We start from the raw sequence: 14,641 nt of genomic DNA, 5'->3' as shown, positions 1-14,641 counted from the left end.
GCCTCAGCGCAAGCCGTGGTCGAATTCAGTCGAGACGCTGCTGACCGCGTCGGCGGTGGAGACAAATCCTGGCACCGATGCCGCACGCTTTTCGTTTCGCGTCCAGGCGACATATTCGGCAATCCCGCGCGGAAGGCCCGGCGCCGCCTTCGCCGCAGGCATTTGAAAGCCGCTGCTGAACCTGGCCAGGCGCGCCCTGAATACCGCGACCATCTCCTCGAAGCTTGCTGGCGTCACGCTGGCGTAAGTGATGGTGCCGCCGGCGAGCCCCGCCTCGCGTGAGAGCGGCACCGGTATCGAGGTGAGATAATCCGGCTGCACGTCGATCAGGCCGCCGAACGGCCACTGCGCGCGCAATTCCGTGGCGTTCATCGGCGCGACGCTGACGTCGATATCGTTGGGTGTGCCCGCGACCCTGTAAGGGCAGCGGAACCGGCCGCAGTTTGCTCGCGCCGAAAACTGCCAGAGCGCATAACCCTGCCAGTTGCCCATCGGAAAATGCACGCCGATGTCTGGCTTGTAGCGCGCATACCACAGCGGCAGCCGGGACAGGAGCGGGTATTTATACTTGTTGTCGGCGATATGCCTGGCTGTCGTGCCGTTGGTGTAGAGCACTGGAAAGCGGCCAACCCGACGATGCACATGGCGCACGAATTCCTCGGCATCCTCGAGCGACATCCATTGGGTGGGGTCATCGTCCTCGATGTCGAGGGCAAGCAGGTCATCCGGCCCGGGTTTCACGAAATTGATGAAATTATTGGCCTGTCCCACGGGGTTGCCGGGGCGGGCGAGATGATAGGCACCCCATTTCAGGCCCAGCGCCTTGGCCACCACCTTGCGCGTCTGGAACAGTTCCTGTGCCATGGCATGGCGCTTCCAAAGCGTCTTGCACAGCCGCGTCTCGGTCTCGTCGCCGAAACAGAAATATGGTGGCGGCATTCCGTCGGATGCCTTGTTGATGAAGCCGACAAGACGCTTGTCGGCGGCTAGCCGGGTCCAGTCGATGGAATTGTATTCGTAGGCGTCGACGACCAGCGCCCGGTCGGCATCCTTCCAAGGTTCGGAGAAATCCGAGGCCTTTGCCGGCGTCAGCGCCAGGGTCATCGCGGCCGCGACGAGGAGAAGCGCTGAGCGGACAAGGGGGCGCGCCGGCGTTTTCAAACAGCACATCCTTGCTGGCCAAAGCCAAATCCTGAACCGCCATGGTTAAGGAAATGCTTCGGGTGCCGAGTGGGCGAGTTGGAGCGCTGGCGAAGCGATCCTTGGTGCTCCTCAAGAGCAAGGCGATGGTTGCGATTGTCAGCCAAATAGCTTCAACGCTGTTGCTATGGGCAGGAACAGTGATAGCGGGCGGCTCTGAAACGAGGTGAAGCCATGCCTGCGATAATACGCGACCGCCTGGTCACCCTTGGCATCGACAATCAACGGGAAGGCTGCTGGGGCAGCGCTAACGCTACGTCGTAGCGCATCCACGATCAGCGCCGACCCGACCCGCCGCCGCTGGTATCGGGCATCGACGGCCAGCCTGCCGACCAATATCGCGGGCAGAACCGGGTAGCGTGGCAGATGTTTTGTCTGTTCGTCAGGCAAGGACGCGATCGGTATGCTCGACGCCGCCAAAGTGTAATATCCGGCGATCGCGCCGACATCGCGATCCACGGCAACGAAGCAGTTGCCGACTCGGCGTTTGACATCCTGGCTGGCTTGCTCCCGTATATAGCGGTCGAGCGCCGACACCCCGCAGCTGAACGCCTTGCGATCATGCGATCCGCCGAGCGGTTCGATGATGATGGTGAAATTCACCGGGATTCGACGACAAGCCGTTTGTGGGCGTCGGCGGTTTTGCGCAGTGCTTCATTGGGCTCGGGCGGATTGAGAATCGCCTCCATCATGGCGCGCTGATCCTCGACGGAAATACGCATGATAGTGGTGTTCTCGATAGTACGCTGCGCCGCCTCTTGAGCGGCGGCGACCACGAAGTCGCTGACGCTGCGGCCCTGGATTTCGGCGGCACGTTTCACCACGTCCAGCATATCCGGCGAAATACGGGCTTCGAGACGGGCGGTGCGGGTCTGTTGGTTTGGCATTATCGTCATCCCTGATGCGCGGCTCTAAGTAATTTTGCATACGAGCCAGCAATTGCAAAATCCGCGTGACAAAGTTTGACGTTTACGTAAAAAGAAGATGGACAGGGAACTCCGAAAGCAGATGATTTTGCATCGGCACAGGTCTTAAGTAGACCTGCCAGACTGGGGAGGGCCAGACTGGAGAGGGCCGGACTAAGGAGGAGCGAGCGCCATGTATCGGGCACCGGTCGAGGAAATCGCCTTCACCCTGAAACATGTCGCCGGCTTGAAGCCGGCGCTCGATGCCGGCACCTTTGGCGAACTCGGCGAGGACCTTGTCGACGCCATTCTGGCCGAGGCCGGCCGCTTCGCCAGCGAGGAGGTGGCGCCGCTCTACACGGTCGGCGACCAGCACGGCGCGGTGCTCAACGGCGCTGCCGTCACTACCCCGCCCGGCTGGAAGGAACTTTATCCCCGCTGGATCGGCGGCGGCTGGAATGCGCTTTCCGCGCCGGAAGCGTATGGCGGCCAGGCGCTGCCGGCCATGCTCGGCGTCGCCGCGCTCGAAATGTGGAACTCCGCCTCGATGGCGTTCGGCATCGCCCCGACGCTGACCATGGCCGCGGTCGAAGCACTCGACAAGCATGGCTCGCAGGCGCTCAAGGCCAAATATCTGGAAAAACTGGTCTCCGGCGAATGGATGGGCACCATGAACCTGACCGAGCCGCAGGCAGGATCGGACCTGAATGCCTTGCGAACCCGCGCCGAACCGGCCGGCGACGGCACCTACCGCATCTTCGGGCAAAAGATATTCATCACCTATGGCGAGCACGATTTCACGGACAACATCATCCATCTGGTGCTGGCGCGGCTGCCGGACGCGCCGGCCGGTACGCGCGGCTTGTCTTTGTTCCTGGTGCCGAAATTCCTCGTCAGCGACGATGGCGCGCTGGGCGCACGCAACGACGTCTTCTGCTCCGGGCTGGAGCACAAACTGGGCATCCACGCTTCGCCGACCTGCACCATGATCTATGGCGATGGCTTCGAAGGTGCTACGCCCGGCGCGATCGGCTGGCTGGTCGGCGAGGAGAACAAGGGCCTCGCCTGCATGTTCACCATGATGAACAATGCGCGCCTTGCCGTCGGCATGCAGGGCGTCGCGGTCGCCGAGGCGGCGACGCAGAAGGCGCTCGCCTATGCAAACGACCGCCGGCAAGGCAAAGCGGCGAGCTATCGCGGTGCCGGCATGGCGCCGATCGTGCATCACCCCGACATCCAGCGTAGTCTTCTGACCATGAAAGCGCTGACCCAGATTGCCCGTGCCATCTGCTATTCCTGCGCCCACGCCATCGATCTCGCGTCACAGAGCGAAGATGCAAAGCACTGGCAGGAGCGCGCCAATCTGTTGACGCCGCTGGCCAAGGCCTTTTCGACCGATGTCGGCGTCGAGGTCGCCTCGCTTGGGCTGCAGGTGCATGGCGGCATGGGGTTCATCGAGGAGACAGGCGCCGCAGCACTTTATCGCGACGCGCGCATCGCGCCCATTTACGAAGGCACCAATGGCATCCAGGCGATCGATCTGGTGACACGCAAGCTGCCGCTCGGCGGCGGCCGGCATGTGCATGGCTACATCGCCGAACTCAAGGCCGTCGCCGATGCGGTGCGAGCGTCGAACCTTGAAGGCTTCGGCCGCACCGCCGATCGCCTTGACCAGGCGCTCGACGACCTGTCACAGGCGAGCCGATTCCTGCAAGACCTGCAAGCCGAAGGCCGATCGGACGAGGCGCTGGCCGGCGCCACACCCTATCTCAGGCTGATCTCGCTTGCCGCAGGCGGCGCCTATCTGGCGCGCGGCGCGCTTGCCGACCAAAACCGCATCGCGCTTTGCCGGTTCTTCGCCGAGAACCTGCTTGGCGAAGTGGGCGCGCTGAAGGAGCGCGTCGTCGGCGGCGCCGACAGCCTTGCCGTTGCCGGCAAGGCGCTGATTTAAGCCTGACGTTCGCACGCGCCGATATTCACAAAGGCCCGAAATTCACAAAGGACCAATCCGTGACAGACCACATCCTCGTCGAACGCCAGGGCGCCATCCAGATCATCCGCATCAACCGTCCGGACAAGAAGAACGCCTTGACCCGCGCCATGTACGCGACGATGTCGGCGGCTCTTGCCGGCGGCGACGCGGATCCGGCGATCCGCGTCCATGTCTTTCTCGGCGTGCCCGGTGCCTTCTCGTCCGGTAACGACCTTGCCGATTTCATGGTCTTCGCCGCGGGCGGCGAAGGCGGTACCGAGGTCTGGGATTTCCTGATGGCGCTGGCCAAGGTGGAAAAGCCGATGGTTTCCGGCGTCGACGGCGTTGCGGTCGGTATCGGCACCACGCTCAACCTGCATTGCGACCTGACCTTCGCCACGCCGCGCACAATATTCCGGACGCCCTTCGTCGATCTCGGCCTTGTGCCGGAGGCCGGTTCGAGCCTGCTCGCGCCGCAGATCCTCGGCCGCCAAGGCGCCTTCGCGCTGCTTGGCCTCGGCGAGGGCTTTTCGGCCGAGAGGGCGAAGGCCGCCGGGCTGATCTACGAGGTGGTCGAGGAGAGGGAACTCGAAGCATCGGTATTGGCGGCGGCGGGCCAGATCGCCGTCAAGCCGCCGCAAGCGCTGAAGATCGCGCGCGACCTGATGCGCGGCTCGCGCGACGCCCTTGTCGAGCGCATCGGCCAGGAAAGCCAGCATTTCCGCGAGCGGCTCAAATCCGACGAGGCCCGCGCAGCCTTGACGGCCTTCATGACCAGGAAGAAGGCCTAGACCTTCTGGCCTTGTCTCGCATCGTGGACCCGCCGGCAGCAACCGGCGGGTTTTCTTGCCATGATCTCTTTGTCACATCGCCATTTTTTTACATTCGGCCTGGGCCTTTGCCGAAGACGTGTCGATCATGAATGTCTTGCCTTTGGCGTCGGTCATCAACATCATGCAATGCTTGATCGGTTTCGCCATTTTCATCATTTCGGCGCTCATCTTCGCGTCGGGCATCATGGTGCCCATATGCCCATCGGGCATGATCGCCATGACCTCCCCACCCTTCATCACCGTCATTGTCCCCATCGCGTCCTCCGCAAAGGCTTGCCAAGCGAAAAGGCAGGCAAGACCGGCCATCGTGACCAACCTGAGTGAATGCATTGCTTCCTCCTGAATTTGCGCCAGCGGCGCGTTGAGCCCTTTCCTGGTTCGTTCCTGCAAGCTGGAACGTTTCACGCACACGAGATCGTGATAATGGGAATTGGAAATCCGGCAGAAGCGGCCCGGCCTTGGCCGCCTTCATGACCAGGAAGAAGGGCTGAAAAATGGGCGCCGGTGCGGAAGCTGCCGATCTCCACCCTGTTTGGACCGGGGACATCGCGAACAGGTGTGCGAAGACATCGCGAACAGTTTCCCACCTTATCTTTTGCTTGCGTTGAGGTCGATGGTTTCTATTTTCTGGTGCCTGAACCAGGCGTCGAAGAGGCCGTCCTTGGCGGTCGGACGGAAGGCAACGGATTTTCCGGCGAAGGCTCTGCACAGGCGCATTTTGCGGCCGAGAATAGAGACGAAGCCATGCTGCTGAACGCGTCGGATAAGATCGTCCTTGGCGTATTCGAACGGCTCGACCGTTTCGCGATACTGACGCTGCGAAGCCCGGTAGCGGTCGAGCGGCACGCCGCCGTCCAGCGCGTCGTGGGGACGCTGGACGTTGTAGACATGGCGCCAGCGATCGAAGGCATCCTGAGCCTTGGCGAGATCGGCGAAGGGTGGCCCCTGCAGCGCCTCGGCCTTGAGCGAGCGATGGAAGCGCTCGTCCTTGCCCAGCGTCTGCGGATGGCAAGGCCTGGAGTGGCTGACGGCGACGCTGGCCTCGATCAGCCAGACGGTGAGCAGCGTGAAGTTGTTGCGGCCACCATCGCCCCATGGCGGGCCATTGTCGGTGGCGATGCGCCACGGCAGACCGTAGCGCCGGAAGGCCGCGATCAGGCGCGTTTGCACGGTTTGGGTAGTCTGGTCGGGGCAAGCTTCCAGCACCAGCGAGAACCGCGAATGATTGTCGAGCACGGTCAGCGGATGCAGCCGGCCGGCGCGCAACGGCACATGGCCCTTGAAGTCCATCTGCCACAGGTCGTTGGGTGCGGCATGCTCGAAGCGGATGAACGCTTTGGCGCCGCCACCGAGCGCACCCAGCTCGACGCCGTTGCGGCGCAGGATGCCCGTCACCGTCGAAGCGGCCGGATGGCCAAGCCCCTGGCGCGAAAGCACCCGCGCGATCTTGCGCCCGCCCCACGCCGGATGCGCCGTGCGCACCGAAAGCGCCGCCGCTTCGACCTCCGGGGCGCTGCGCCGTGGGCTCGAGCGCGGCTGGCGCGAGCGCTCCACAAGCCCGGCTTCGCCTTCCGCTCGATAGCGCGCGAGCAACTTGTGAGCCAACGTTCGGCCGATCCCGAAGCGACGACACAACGCGCTCACATTCGCCCCCGCCGCGCTCGCCAACATGACGAATTCCAGTTTCTGTTTCATCGCGCTGTTGTCCCCGAATGGCATCCCGAACCCCCTCGCGCAAAACGCGCAAAACTGTTCGCGATGTCCTCGCACACCTGTTCGCGATGTCTCCGGTCCAAACACCCTTGTGGGGGAGATGTCCGGCAGGACAGATGGGGGCGCCGTAGAGCACTACCCTTTGGTTCAGCCTGCGAGCCACTGAGAACGGGCGCAAGGGCGCGATTTCGATCAATTGACAGGCTGGCGCGAAGCGCCCCCCCTCTGCCCTGCCGGGCATCTCCCCACAAGGGGAGAGATCGGCGCTCCACCGTCGTGCCCTACGGATAAAGCCTCACCTTGTCCCAGCCGCCCTCGACATTGCGCGAAAACACGACACGGTCGTGCAGCCGGAACGGACGGTCGTGCCAGAACTCGATGGTCTGCGGCACGATGCGGAAGCCTGACCAGTGTTTTGGCCGCGGGATGTCGCCGATCGCATGGCGCGCCGTGTATTCGGCGACCGCCTTTTCCAGCGCGAAGCGGCTCTCCAGCGGCCGCGACTGTTTGGAGGCCCAGGCGCCGATGCGGCTGCCGCGCGGACGCGTCGCGTAATAGGCGTCGGCTTCGGCGTCGGTGACGATCTCCACCGGGCCGCGCGCTCGCACCTGCCGGCGCAGCGATTTCCAGTGGAAGCACATCGCCGCTTTCATGCTGCCAAGAATCTCACGGCCCTTGGCGCTCTCGAAGTTCGTGTAGAAGACAAAGCCGCCCTCGTCGAAGCCCTTAAGCAGCACCATACGGACATTCGGCATGCCTTCGGCATCAACGGTCGCCAGCGCCACGCTGTTGGGGTCGTTGATCTCGCTCTTCGTCGCGTCGTCGAGCCACGCCGCAAAGAGCCGGAACGGCTCCGCCGCCTCGGTAAAGTCACCGCTTGTTAACCCGGTTTCGCTCATAGTTTTCCCAAATTTGTCGCCGGCTGGGGAGATTGCCGATTGTCGCGTATCGCGCAAGCTTTTGACAGTGGGCAATGGAGCGTTATTGCTTCGGCCAGCGCCAAAGCCATGATCGTGACAATCATCCTGCCGCTTGCCGCCTGTGGCGGAGGCGGCTTCAGCCTGGGGCAGGCGGAGGTCGACCGCTCGATACTGACCTCGAGCACGCCGGCCTCAGTCACGCCGCTCGATCAGGACCGCGCTTCCGACCAGGCCACGATCCGCAATGCCGTGTCCTCCGCCGACGTCGAGCAACTGGCCGGGCAGGCCGTTCCCTGGGCGAATGCCGACACCGGCTCGCGCGGCTCCATCACCGAGCTGGCGGAATTCAGGGCTAACGGCGAGACATGTCGTCGCTTCACCGCATCGCGCGAAAGCTTCGACGGCGTTGCGCTGTTCAAAGGCGAAATATGCCTGGCCGGCGGCAGCATCTGGCGCATACAGGACTTCAAGGCGCTCTGATTTTCCGCCGGCGACATGGTGGTAAGCCACTGGAATTCCTTCCTATGCGAGCGCATATAGGAGGCGATTATGGACTCACTCCTTCTCCAGGGCAGTAAGCATGCGCGACCCCTATGAGGTGCTGGGCGTTACCAAGAACGCATCGGCCAAGGACATAAAATCCGCATATCGGAAGCTCGCCAAGAAGTATCATCCGGACCAGAATCCGGATGATCCCAAGGCGAAGGACCGTTTTGCCGCCGCCAACCAGGCTTACGAGATCGTCGGCGACGAGAAGAACCGGGCGGCATTCGATCGCGGCGAGATCGACGCCGATGGCAAACAGCGTTTCCAGGGTTTCGAAGGCGCGGCTGGCGGCGCCGATCCTTTCGCCGGTTTCCGCCGGCAGCAAGGGCCGGGCGGCGCGCATTTCGAATTCCGCACGGGGCGTCCCGGCGGCGATCCGTTCGACGGCAACAGCGACATCTTCAGCCAGATCTTCGGCGATGCTTTCACCCAGCAGCGCGGCGCCGGCACGGGCGGCCGCCGTCAGGCCCCGACCGCCGCAGATCTCAACGTGACGCTGGACGTCACCATCGAGGAAGCCGCCACCGCCGAGAAGGTGACGGCGATGTTCCCCGACGGCCGCAAGATGGCGGTCAAGTTGCCGGCCTATGTCGAGGACGGCCAGACCATCCGGTTGAAAGGCCAGGGTGAGCAAGGACCGGGGCAGCCGGGCGATGCGCTGGTTAAAATCCGTTTCCGCCGGCACCCGCGCTACCGCGTCGAGGGCCGCGACCTGCATGTCGACCTGCCGGTGGAACTGGCCGATGCGGTGCATGGCGCCAAGGTGGCGGTCGAAACCCCGACCGGCAGGATTGCGGTCAATGTTCCCCCTTGGTCGAGCTCGGACAAGGTTCTGCGGCTGAAGGGCAGGGGCCTGCCGGAAAACGCCGGCGGTCACGGCGATCTCTACGCACACGTGCGGCTGATGCTGCCGGAAGGCGGCGACGCCGAGCTCGAGGCGCTGATGCGCCGGCGAAAGGGCTGACGGTCGAAAAGGCTGGCGCTTGATGTCGTAAGCGGGCGCGAGTGGTTTCATGCCGTCGATTATCGACAGGAAACGAGCAACCAGCGCCAGGAGCCGCCATTTGGCCGAAGTAGGTTCAACGTCAGCTAACGACTCAAAGGCCGACATTTGCACGCGCCATAGTTCCGCTTCGCGAACACGGTCGACGCCAGTCGACCGACTGGCGATGAGCCAGTTCGGCGGGGGTTAGCCGCACAAGCTTGTAGGGGTCGATCGATGCAGTCGCCAGGCCAGCAAGGTGGAGGGTCGCACCGCTGACCATCACCAGCGCATCGACGCCTGCGCCATTCTCCCTCTTGCCAGCCTGCTCGACGTGGCGGGCGAAATTTACCTCCGAGCCGACCAGAAAGGAGAAATCCCACTGGTGATCGTTGACGAACATCACCTCGCCGGAGTGTAAGCCGATCCTGATGCGGCGCGACAGGGAGCCCATTGAACGCTTCCAAGCGTTGCCGAGCGAGATTTCCGGTACCAGTTCCGCGACGGCGGCCAGCGCCTTTAGCGCCGTTTCGCTGGGCGTCATTTCGCTCCCCAGCCAGAGAGCTAGCACGCCGTCGCCTGTAAAGTTTTGAACGATCCCCCCATTGGCCACCACGACCTGGCGGGTCAACGTGAAGTGCTCGATCATGAACCGCGTGGTTTCGACCAGGCCAAGCGCGCTCGCCAAGCCGGTCGAGTCCTCCACGTCGGTAAACATGATCGTGGCGATGGCGCGCTGGAATTTCGTTTCACCCATGCCGAATGACGGGAGCACGCGGTCAGTCTGTGGATTCGTATAGGCAGTGATCGGATGCATTGGAGTCCGGCCCCCGAGCGGTTTCAAATGTCGCTCGAATATGACTGGACGGCGTAGGCGGATCGTAAGCCCGCCGTGGCGGGCACGTCAGAATTACGTCAGAAATCCATTCGGGCCCGGCTTTGGCGGCTTGCAGCCGACCTTTTAGTCAAAATTCGGCGGGACCCTCAGCTCAGCAACTTACGGAGGTCAAGCAGCCCCGCTCCAAACTGCTGATCGAACGAAGGCACCCTTCTCTCGCAATTAGGGCTGTCCGGTAGAATCGGAACGTCAGCTTTTTCAAGCCAAGGCCATGAAACCTCCTTTGCGCCTGACTGGGTCATCTTCGCCTTAACCTCTATGCCGTTGAGCGGCCTACCGGTGGAGCGATGTTTCGACTGCAACAAAGCGGCTGCTCCCGCGACGATGGCCGAGGCTGCAGATGTTCCGCCAAATACTGTGTAGAGCCCGGCGCGGTCTCTGCTTTCGACGCGCGGTGGCTGGATCCCTTCCAGCTGTCCGCCGGAATAGCCGTGGTGGCCCGGGATGTCCGTGGTGAGCACGCCCTGCGGCGCGTATTCAACCTGGGGGAGCTTCTCGTAGATCTCGAAATTGTGGTCACGTGAACGCAGCGACTCACGGTCCAGTCGTATTTGGCAGCGCGTACACACCTCCTGGTCGTCGGACGGCGCGGAAATGGTGACGGAATTGTCGGTCGGATCGCCGCTGTAGTTGGAATATGCTGAACGTCTCGCCCGATAAGTGGCGGCCGCCACCCCAACCACGCCATTGCTTTCGCCGGCCTTGCTCGCCGGGTAAATCAGATGGTCGTAGCCATCGTTGCCGGCTGCGCAGATGATGGGGATTTCCTCGCTGATCGCCTCGAAAAGCGTCTCGAAATAATCCCAAATTGGCTTTGCCTGTTCGACCGAAGTATATCTGCTGTCGCCATATCCAGGATAGGAACGGTGCGCTCGCCATGGATCGGGTACTTCCCGGGGAAAGTGTATGACTGAAACCTTCTGGTCGCGGGCATAGAGGAACGCCAGAATGAGCTGCGCTGCGTCGGGCCGTGCTGAAATCTCGATCGGCAGGAGTTCAGCGCCTGGGGCGACCCCCCAATAAGGTATTGCGCCTTCACCGTTGCTAAATTGCCTCAACTTCGCGGGCGGGGCCGCAGGGGCGCCGACCATCAGCCCAGCGCAGGCGGTCCCGTGCGCTGAGTAGCGCATACGCGAGGTCTCAGCAGTCTCCTGAATTGAGCCGCGCCCATCCTTCAGTGCTCGAAGCAGCGATTTCTGAACCTCGACTTCCTGCGCATTGTTCCTCGATTTGATCAGGCTTGCCGCCCACGCCCAGGTATCGTCGCCCACAAAGCTCTTGCTCTGCTTTTTTTCCGGCCCTCGCAAGACGAGCGGTTGCTGCTTGTGTGTGACGTAACTCAACCCGAAAGGGTGAGCGGCGAAGCTGACCGCAGAAAGAATACGAGGCTCGAGATTGGGATGGCTTGAGTTCACCCCCGTATCGATCTGGGCAATGACCTCTCCGTAACCGGGCTTGTCAGTACCCAACAAATCCCAGGCGTCGGCCTCCAGCAGGTATGCGGCCTCGTGCGGCAACCGCGCTTCAGGGATGCGCGGACGATCGCGTAAGGCGCCGATTGCGATCAGGTGCCACAGGTAGTGATACCAGTCATAACAAAGATGGCCTTCGCCCTTCTTGATGTCGTCCATCATGGCACCCACCTACCATTCGCTCTGGGCGCGTCGGATCGTTTCATCCATCGCGTCCACCAAGTACGGAGAAATGCGCGCAGCCAGTTCCTCGCCGGCATCGGTGTCGCTGGCGTAGTGCAGCCCGGCCCATTCCCTGTTCTCGGCCACCCGGCGGGCGCGCTCATAAACCGCGGTTACGCCGGCGTGCTCGGGCAGCATCCGTTGCAGAACGTTCGCCACTGCAAATGACTGAAATGAATGGTTGGACGGGTAGGAAGCGTGCGAAGGAACCGGAAGCGCCGGCCGCAGCCTCGGCTCAATGATGTTGGGCCGTGGCCGATTGAAGCGATCTTTGTAGTTGAGCCCGATCTCCTCCGTGAGTTCGAGGATCGCAACGATCAATGCGCATGTCCCCTCGAAGCCCGCGAGAGTGTCTATTCCGAGCGGCGCCGTGTAGTCCAAAATCCCGAACGATGCCTGGCGGACGATCTCCTCGCGCCGCAGCGGGTCACCTTCCCTCCTCTTCTGCAGATCGATAAGCGCTTCTGTCTCCCTGAGGCTCTCTGAAGGTCCGGGCGGGGGATCGATAAGAATGTCCTCCCAGATCGCACCGAGATATTTGTTGGCGACGCTTAGTCCGATCCTGTGCAAGGCACGCTTGTCGTGCCACGCCGGCAAAGCCTCCTCGCCAGTTTCGAAAGCCGTTTGCCCCCTGCCGCGTCCCCGTCCTCGTCCGCGCCCTCTGCCCCTGCCCCGACCTCGACCTGCGCTCGGCCCCGCCAGGAAGGCTGGCGAAAGGCGCATGGCACCCTCCACAGGGTCATCAGAAATCGTTATCACGATCTGCTCTTCTTGAATCGACAGAACGCTGCTCTTGGTCATCATAGACGCGAAAGGATGCAGTTTTTCGCCGCCTCTATTTTTGATGTATTCCTCAAGAGATTTTTCAGGACTTGCGTCACCCAATATCAGCGGATATTGCCTTATGGCCGATCCACTTACTAAGAATCGGGCGCTAAACAACTTGTTATTGAGATCAATTGTCGACATCATGTCCACCCCTCAACTAAAGCTTCTAAATTTGATCCGCGCCAACTGGTGGTCGGAGCCTCGACGTAACGCCTGCGGTGCGCAGCGCTAGGGTGCGTACCTTGGCAGCGTTATCCGCGACAACCCGCTCTTGATAACCGAAACTCCGAGTACGCCTGCAATTGGATAATTCTCCTCCGAAAGCAGCTCGAGCGAGAAATCCGGCTCCCAGGCGCGCAAGCGTTCGATAGTTCGAACTGCCTCCACAGTCTGCCCCAAATGCCCGTGGCAGGCAGCCGAGTATCTCAAAGCGGGTAGGTATGTGGGTTGCTGCGCAAGGACACGCTCGCCGTGACGTATCCCCTCCTCGAAGCGCCCGTTCAGAGTTGCCAAGATGCAGCACGTGGTATCGATGCAGTAACGATACAGGGGAGGCCCGCCCAGTGCACGTGCGCGCATCGCATCCTCATAGCCACGCTTCACTTCGCCGAGATAGCCGAGCGTCAAGGCACGCATGTCCCAGCAAATGGCTTGTAGCGGGTTAGCGGCTATCGCTCGATCGGCGAGTTCCAGTGCCTGTGCGTATTCACGAAAGACGAACGAATGGGCATGAGCGGCCAACGCCAGGGTGATAGGATTGAAGGGGGCCACTTCGACGGCGCGACTGGCGCATTCCCGAACCTGATCGTGAAAGGTGCCCGAGCGGCCGACCCGTCTCTCGCCAAAGCGGGTGACAAACACAAACAGCTGCCACCCCAGATACGTGCTACGCGGGTCGAGCTCATATGCTTCGGCGAGCATGCGCTCCGCCGAATCCAGGTCCGTATCGCGCATGCGGAATACCTGTCGCAGCGCTGTCAATGCAAGCCGACACGCCCGGTGTCGGGGCTCGTCGCGGATGGACTTAGGATCGAGAACGAATTCGAGGATCGAAAACACGATCTGATTGACCAACGACATCAGCTTCAGGCTCGCCGGGCCAGTCAGGTCGGCCGGCTCGAGAAAATCCGTATGCGACCACAAGAGCCGGCTGTCACCGGGCGCAATTAATGCAAATGTCAGGCCCACTCTGTCGCCCACCACCGTTGCCCTGGTTTGCAACAGCCAGTCTGGCAGCGCAGTGTCAGGCGCTTGGGTCAGCGGTCCCTGCGCTTGAAAATCCACGACGTCGACCACTTCGAAATTCAGGATCGATCGAACCACCAGATCCAGGACAAGGTCGCTGACGGCCCTGTTAGCGGAGCCCTCCGTCCACCTGGCATCGCGAACCAGGCCCAAGCATAGCCGCGACGAATTCAGAAGTGAGGCGCTTCGCTGTCCGGACAACTGATCTGCCGCGGCAACAGGAAAGACGTTTGCTGGCACTGTGCGAGGCCGGGGCCATTGGCTTCTTTGCTCACGAAGCCAATCCTCGAACTCTGGATCGCGGATATCGAGGCCCTCAAGCAGATCACGCGTGGCAGAGCCTTCGGGTGGATCGTTCAAATCGATGCCGATCGAAGCGACGTCGAGTCGAACCACATCACGATCGGTCGAGATTAGATCAATGCCGGCGCTGCGGAGCGACTTCCGAACCTCGGACAGCTCCTGCCGCAAGCTTGCTGCACCCTGCTCCTCGCCGCGAGTGCTCCAGAGCTTGCTTTGCAGCCATTTTCGGCTCCGCGTACCGTTGGGTGCCAGGGCGAGCATGGCCAAGAGCGCTTTAGACCGTCTGCCATGCGGCGTGACGTCCGCGCCATCCGCGCTCTCAATCGCGAATGGCCCAATCAATCTAAGGAAAGGACGGCAATCCGAGTACACTAGCGCCCCCTCGCGTCCCCGCACCCTAATATAGCATCCACTAATATAAGTCTATCTGCAATTCTCGGCTTCCGTGAGGTCAAACCTACACGTGGCAAAGGATTCGCGATAGTGTGCCGAAGGTTCGGCAAAAAGTTTTGGAGAGAGAACGGCGCTTGCTCTGAGGGGCGAGCGGCCATGGCACGGTGGTGACGTTGCGATCACCGATTCCCGTGGAAGGGGAAGTGCCA

Annotated in this window: 14 protein-coding genes; 4 read left to right on the top strand and 10 right to left on the bottom strand. The window is 62.0% G+C overall.

All coding sequences use genetic code 11. From position 1 onward, the window contains the following. Window positions 1-3 precede the first annotated feature (3 nt). The 3 genes from NKI25_RS29005 to NKI25_RS28995 form a co-directional block, all read right to left on the bottom strand. Window positions 4-1,104, bottom strand: coding sequence for a glycoside hydrolase family 25 protein (locus NKI25_RS29005; protein WP_352593424.1), 1,101 nt, complete (start codon window positions 1,102-1,104; stop codon window positions 4-6). 195 nt (window positions 1,105-1,299) lie between these two features. Next, entirely contained in the window at window positions 1,300-1,803 is a 504-nt protein-coding gene (locus NKI25_RS29000) for a GNAT family N-acetyltransferase (RefSeq protein WP_352593284.1), read from the bottom strand. Then, window positions 1,800-2,087 carry a type II toxin-antitoxin system TacA family antitoxin gene (locus NKI25_RS28995; RefSeq protein WP_352593287.1) on the bottom strand — a complete coding sequence of 96 codons (288 nt, stop codon included), beginning with the start codon at window positions 2,085-2,087 and terminating at the stop codon, window positions 1,800-1,802. The genes NKI25_RS29000 and NKI25_RS28995 overlap by 4 nt, the downstream gene beginning before the upstream one ends. 211 nt (window positions 2,088-2,298) lie before the next feature. On the opposite strand from NKI25_RS28995, the gene NKI25_RS28990 reads away from it, so the two are divergent. Both NKI25_RS28990 and NKI25_RS28985 read left to right on the top strand, forming a co-directional pair. Next, window positions 2,299-4,056 carry an acyl-CoA dehydrogenase family protein gene (locus NKI25_RS28990; protein ID WP_352593289.1) on the top strand — a complete coding sequence of 586 codons (1,758 nt, stop codon included), beginning with the start codon at window positions 2,299-2,301 and terminating at the stop codon, window positions 4,054-4,056. Window positions 4,057-4,115: 59 nt separating this feature from the next. Next, complete coding sequence (locus tag NKI25_RS28985) at window positions 4,116-4,868, top strand: crotonase/enoyl-CoA hydratase family protein (RefSeq protein WP_352593291.1); 753 nt, start codon at window positions 4,116-4,118, stop codon at window positions 4,866-4,868. A gap of 72 nt (window positions 4,869-4,940) precedes the next feature. Here NKI25_RS28985 and NKI25_RS28980 read toward each other — a convergent pair whose 3' ends face one another. From NKI25_RS28980 to pdxH, 3 genes are all read right to left on the bottom strand, one after another. Further along, window positions 4,941-5,216, bottom strand: a complete 276-nt coding sequence (locus NKI25_RS28980; RefSeq protein ID WP_352593294.1) for a hypothetical protein — start codon at window positions 5,214-5,216, stop codon at window positions 4,941-4,943. A gap of 282 nt (window positions 5,217-5,498) precedes the next feature. After that, window positions 5,499-6,629, bottom strand: a complete 1,131-nt coding sequence (locus tag NKI25_RS28975; RefSeq protein ID WP_502897457.1) for an IS481 family transposase — start codon at window positions 6,627-6,629, stop codon at window positions 5,499-5,501. A gap of 275 nt (window positions 6,630-6,904) precedes the next feature. Next, on the bottom strand, window positions 6,905-7,522 hold the full coding sequence (gene pdxH, locus NKI25_RS28970; RefSeq protein WP_352593300.1) for a pyridoxamine 5'-phosphate oxidase: 618 nt from the start codon (window positions 7,520-7,522) through the stop codon (window positions 6,905-6,907). A 39-nt stretch (window positions 7,523-7,561) separates the two neighbouring features. On the opposite strand from pdxH, the gene NKI25_RS28965 reads away from it, so the two are divergent. Together NKI25_RS28965 and NKI25_RS28960 are read left to right on the top strand one after the other, a co-directional pair. Further along, window positions 7,562-8,023 carry an RT0821/Lpp0805 family surface protein gene (locus NKI25_RS28965; RefSeq protein ID WP_352830121.1) on the top strand — a complete coding sequence of 154 codons (462 nt, stop codon included), beginning with the start codon at window positions 7,562-7,564 and terminating at the stop codon, window positions 8,021-8,023. 100 nt (window positions 8,024-8,123) lie between these two features. Further along, window positions 8,124-9,053, top strand: a complete 930-nt coding sequence (locus NKI25_RS28960) for a DnaJ C-terminal domain-containing protein (RefSeq protein ID WP_353000108.1) — start codon at window positions 8,124-8,126, stop codon at window positions 9,051-9,053. A 133-nt stretch (window positions 9,054-9,186) separates the two neighbouring features. On the opposite strand, the gene NKI25_RS28955 is transcribed toward NKI25_RS28960, so the two are convergent. From NKI25_RS28955 to NKI25_RS28940, 4 genes are all read right to left on the bottom strand, one after another. Next, the gene (locus NKI25_RS28955) at window positions 9,187-9,888 is read right to left on the bottom strand and encodes an adenylate/guanylate cyclase domain-containing protein (protein WP_353000106.1); all 702 of its coding nucleotides are present in this window, start codon (window positions 9,886-9,888) and stop codon (window positions 9,187-9,189) included. 167 nt (window positions 9,889-10,055) lie between these two features. Further along, window positions 10,056-11,603, bottom strand: coding sequence for a S8 family peptidase (locus tag NKI25_RS28950; RefSeq protein WP_353000104.1), 1,548 nt, complete (start codon window positions 11,601-11,603; stop codon window positions 10,056-10,058). A 9-nt stretch (window positions 11,604-11,612) separates the two neighbouring features. After that, complete coding sequence (locus tag NKI25_RS28945) at window positions 11,613-12,635, bottom strand: phosphatase PAP2 family protein (RefSeq protein WP_352449905.1); 1,023 nt, start codon at window positions 12,633-12,635, stop codon at window positions 11,613-11,615. An 84-nt stretch (window positions 12,636-12,719) separates the two neighbouring features. Next, window positions 12,720-14,300 (bottom strand): hypothetical protein, encoded by a 1,581-nt coding sequence (locus NKI25_RS28940; RefSeq protein WP_352830456.1) that lies wholly within the window; start codon window positions 14,298-14,300, stop codon window positions 12,720-12,722. Between the last annotated feature and the right edge of the window lie 341 nt (window positions 14,301-14,641).

Origin of the sequence: Mesorhizobium sp. M0808 (assembly GCF_040320025.1) — a bacterium.
Lineage (GTDB): Bacteria > Pseudomonadota > Alphaproteobacteria > Rhizobiales > Rhizobiaceae > Mesorhizobium.
Note: the sequence above shows the minus strand (reverse complement) of the source record. Positions and strands in the feature narration are given on the sequence as shown.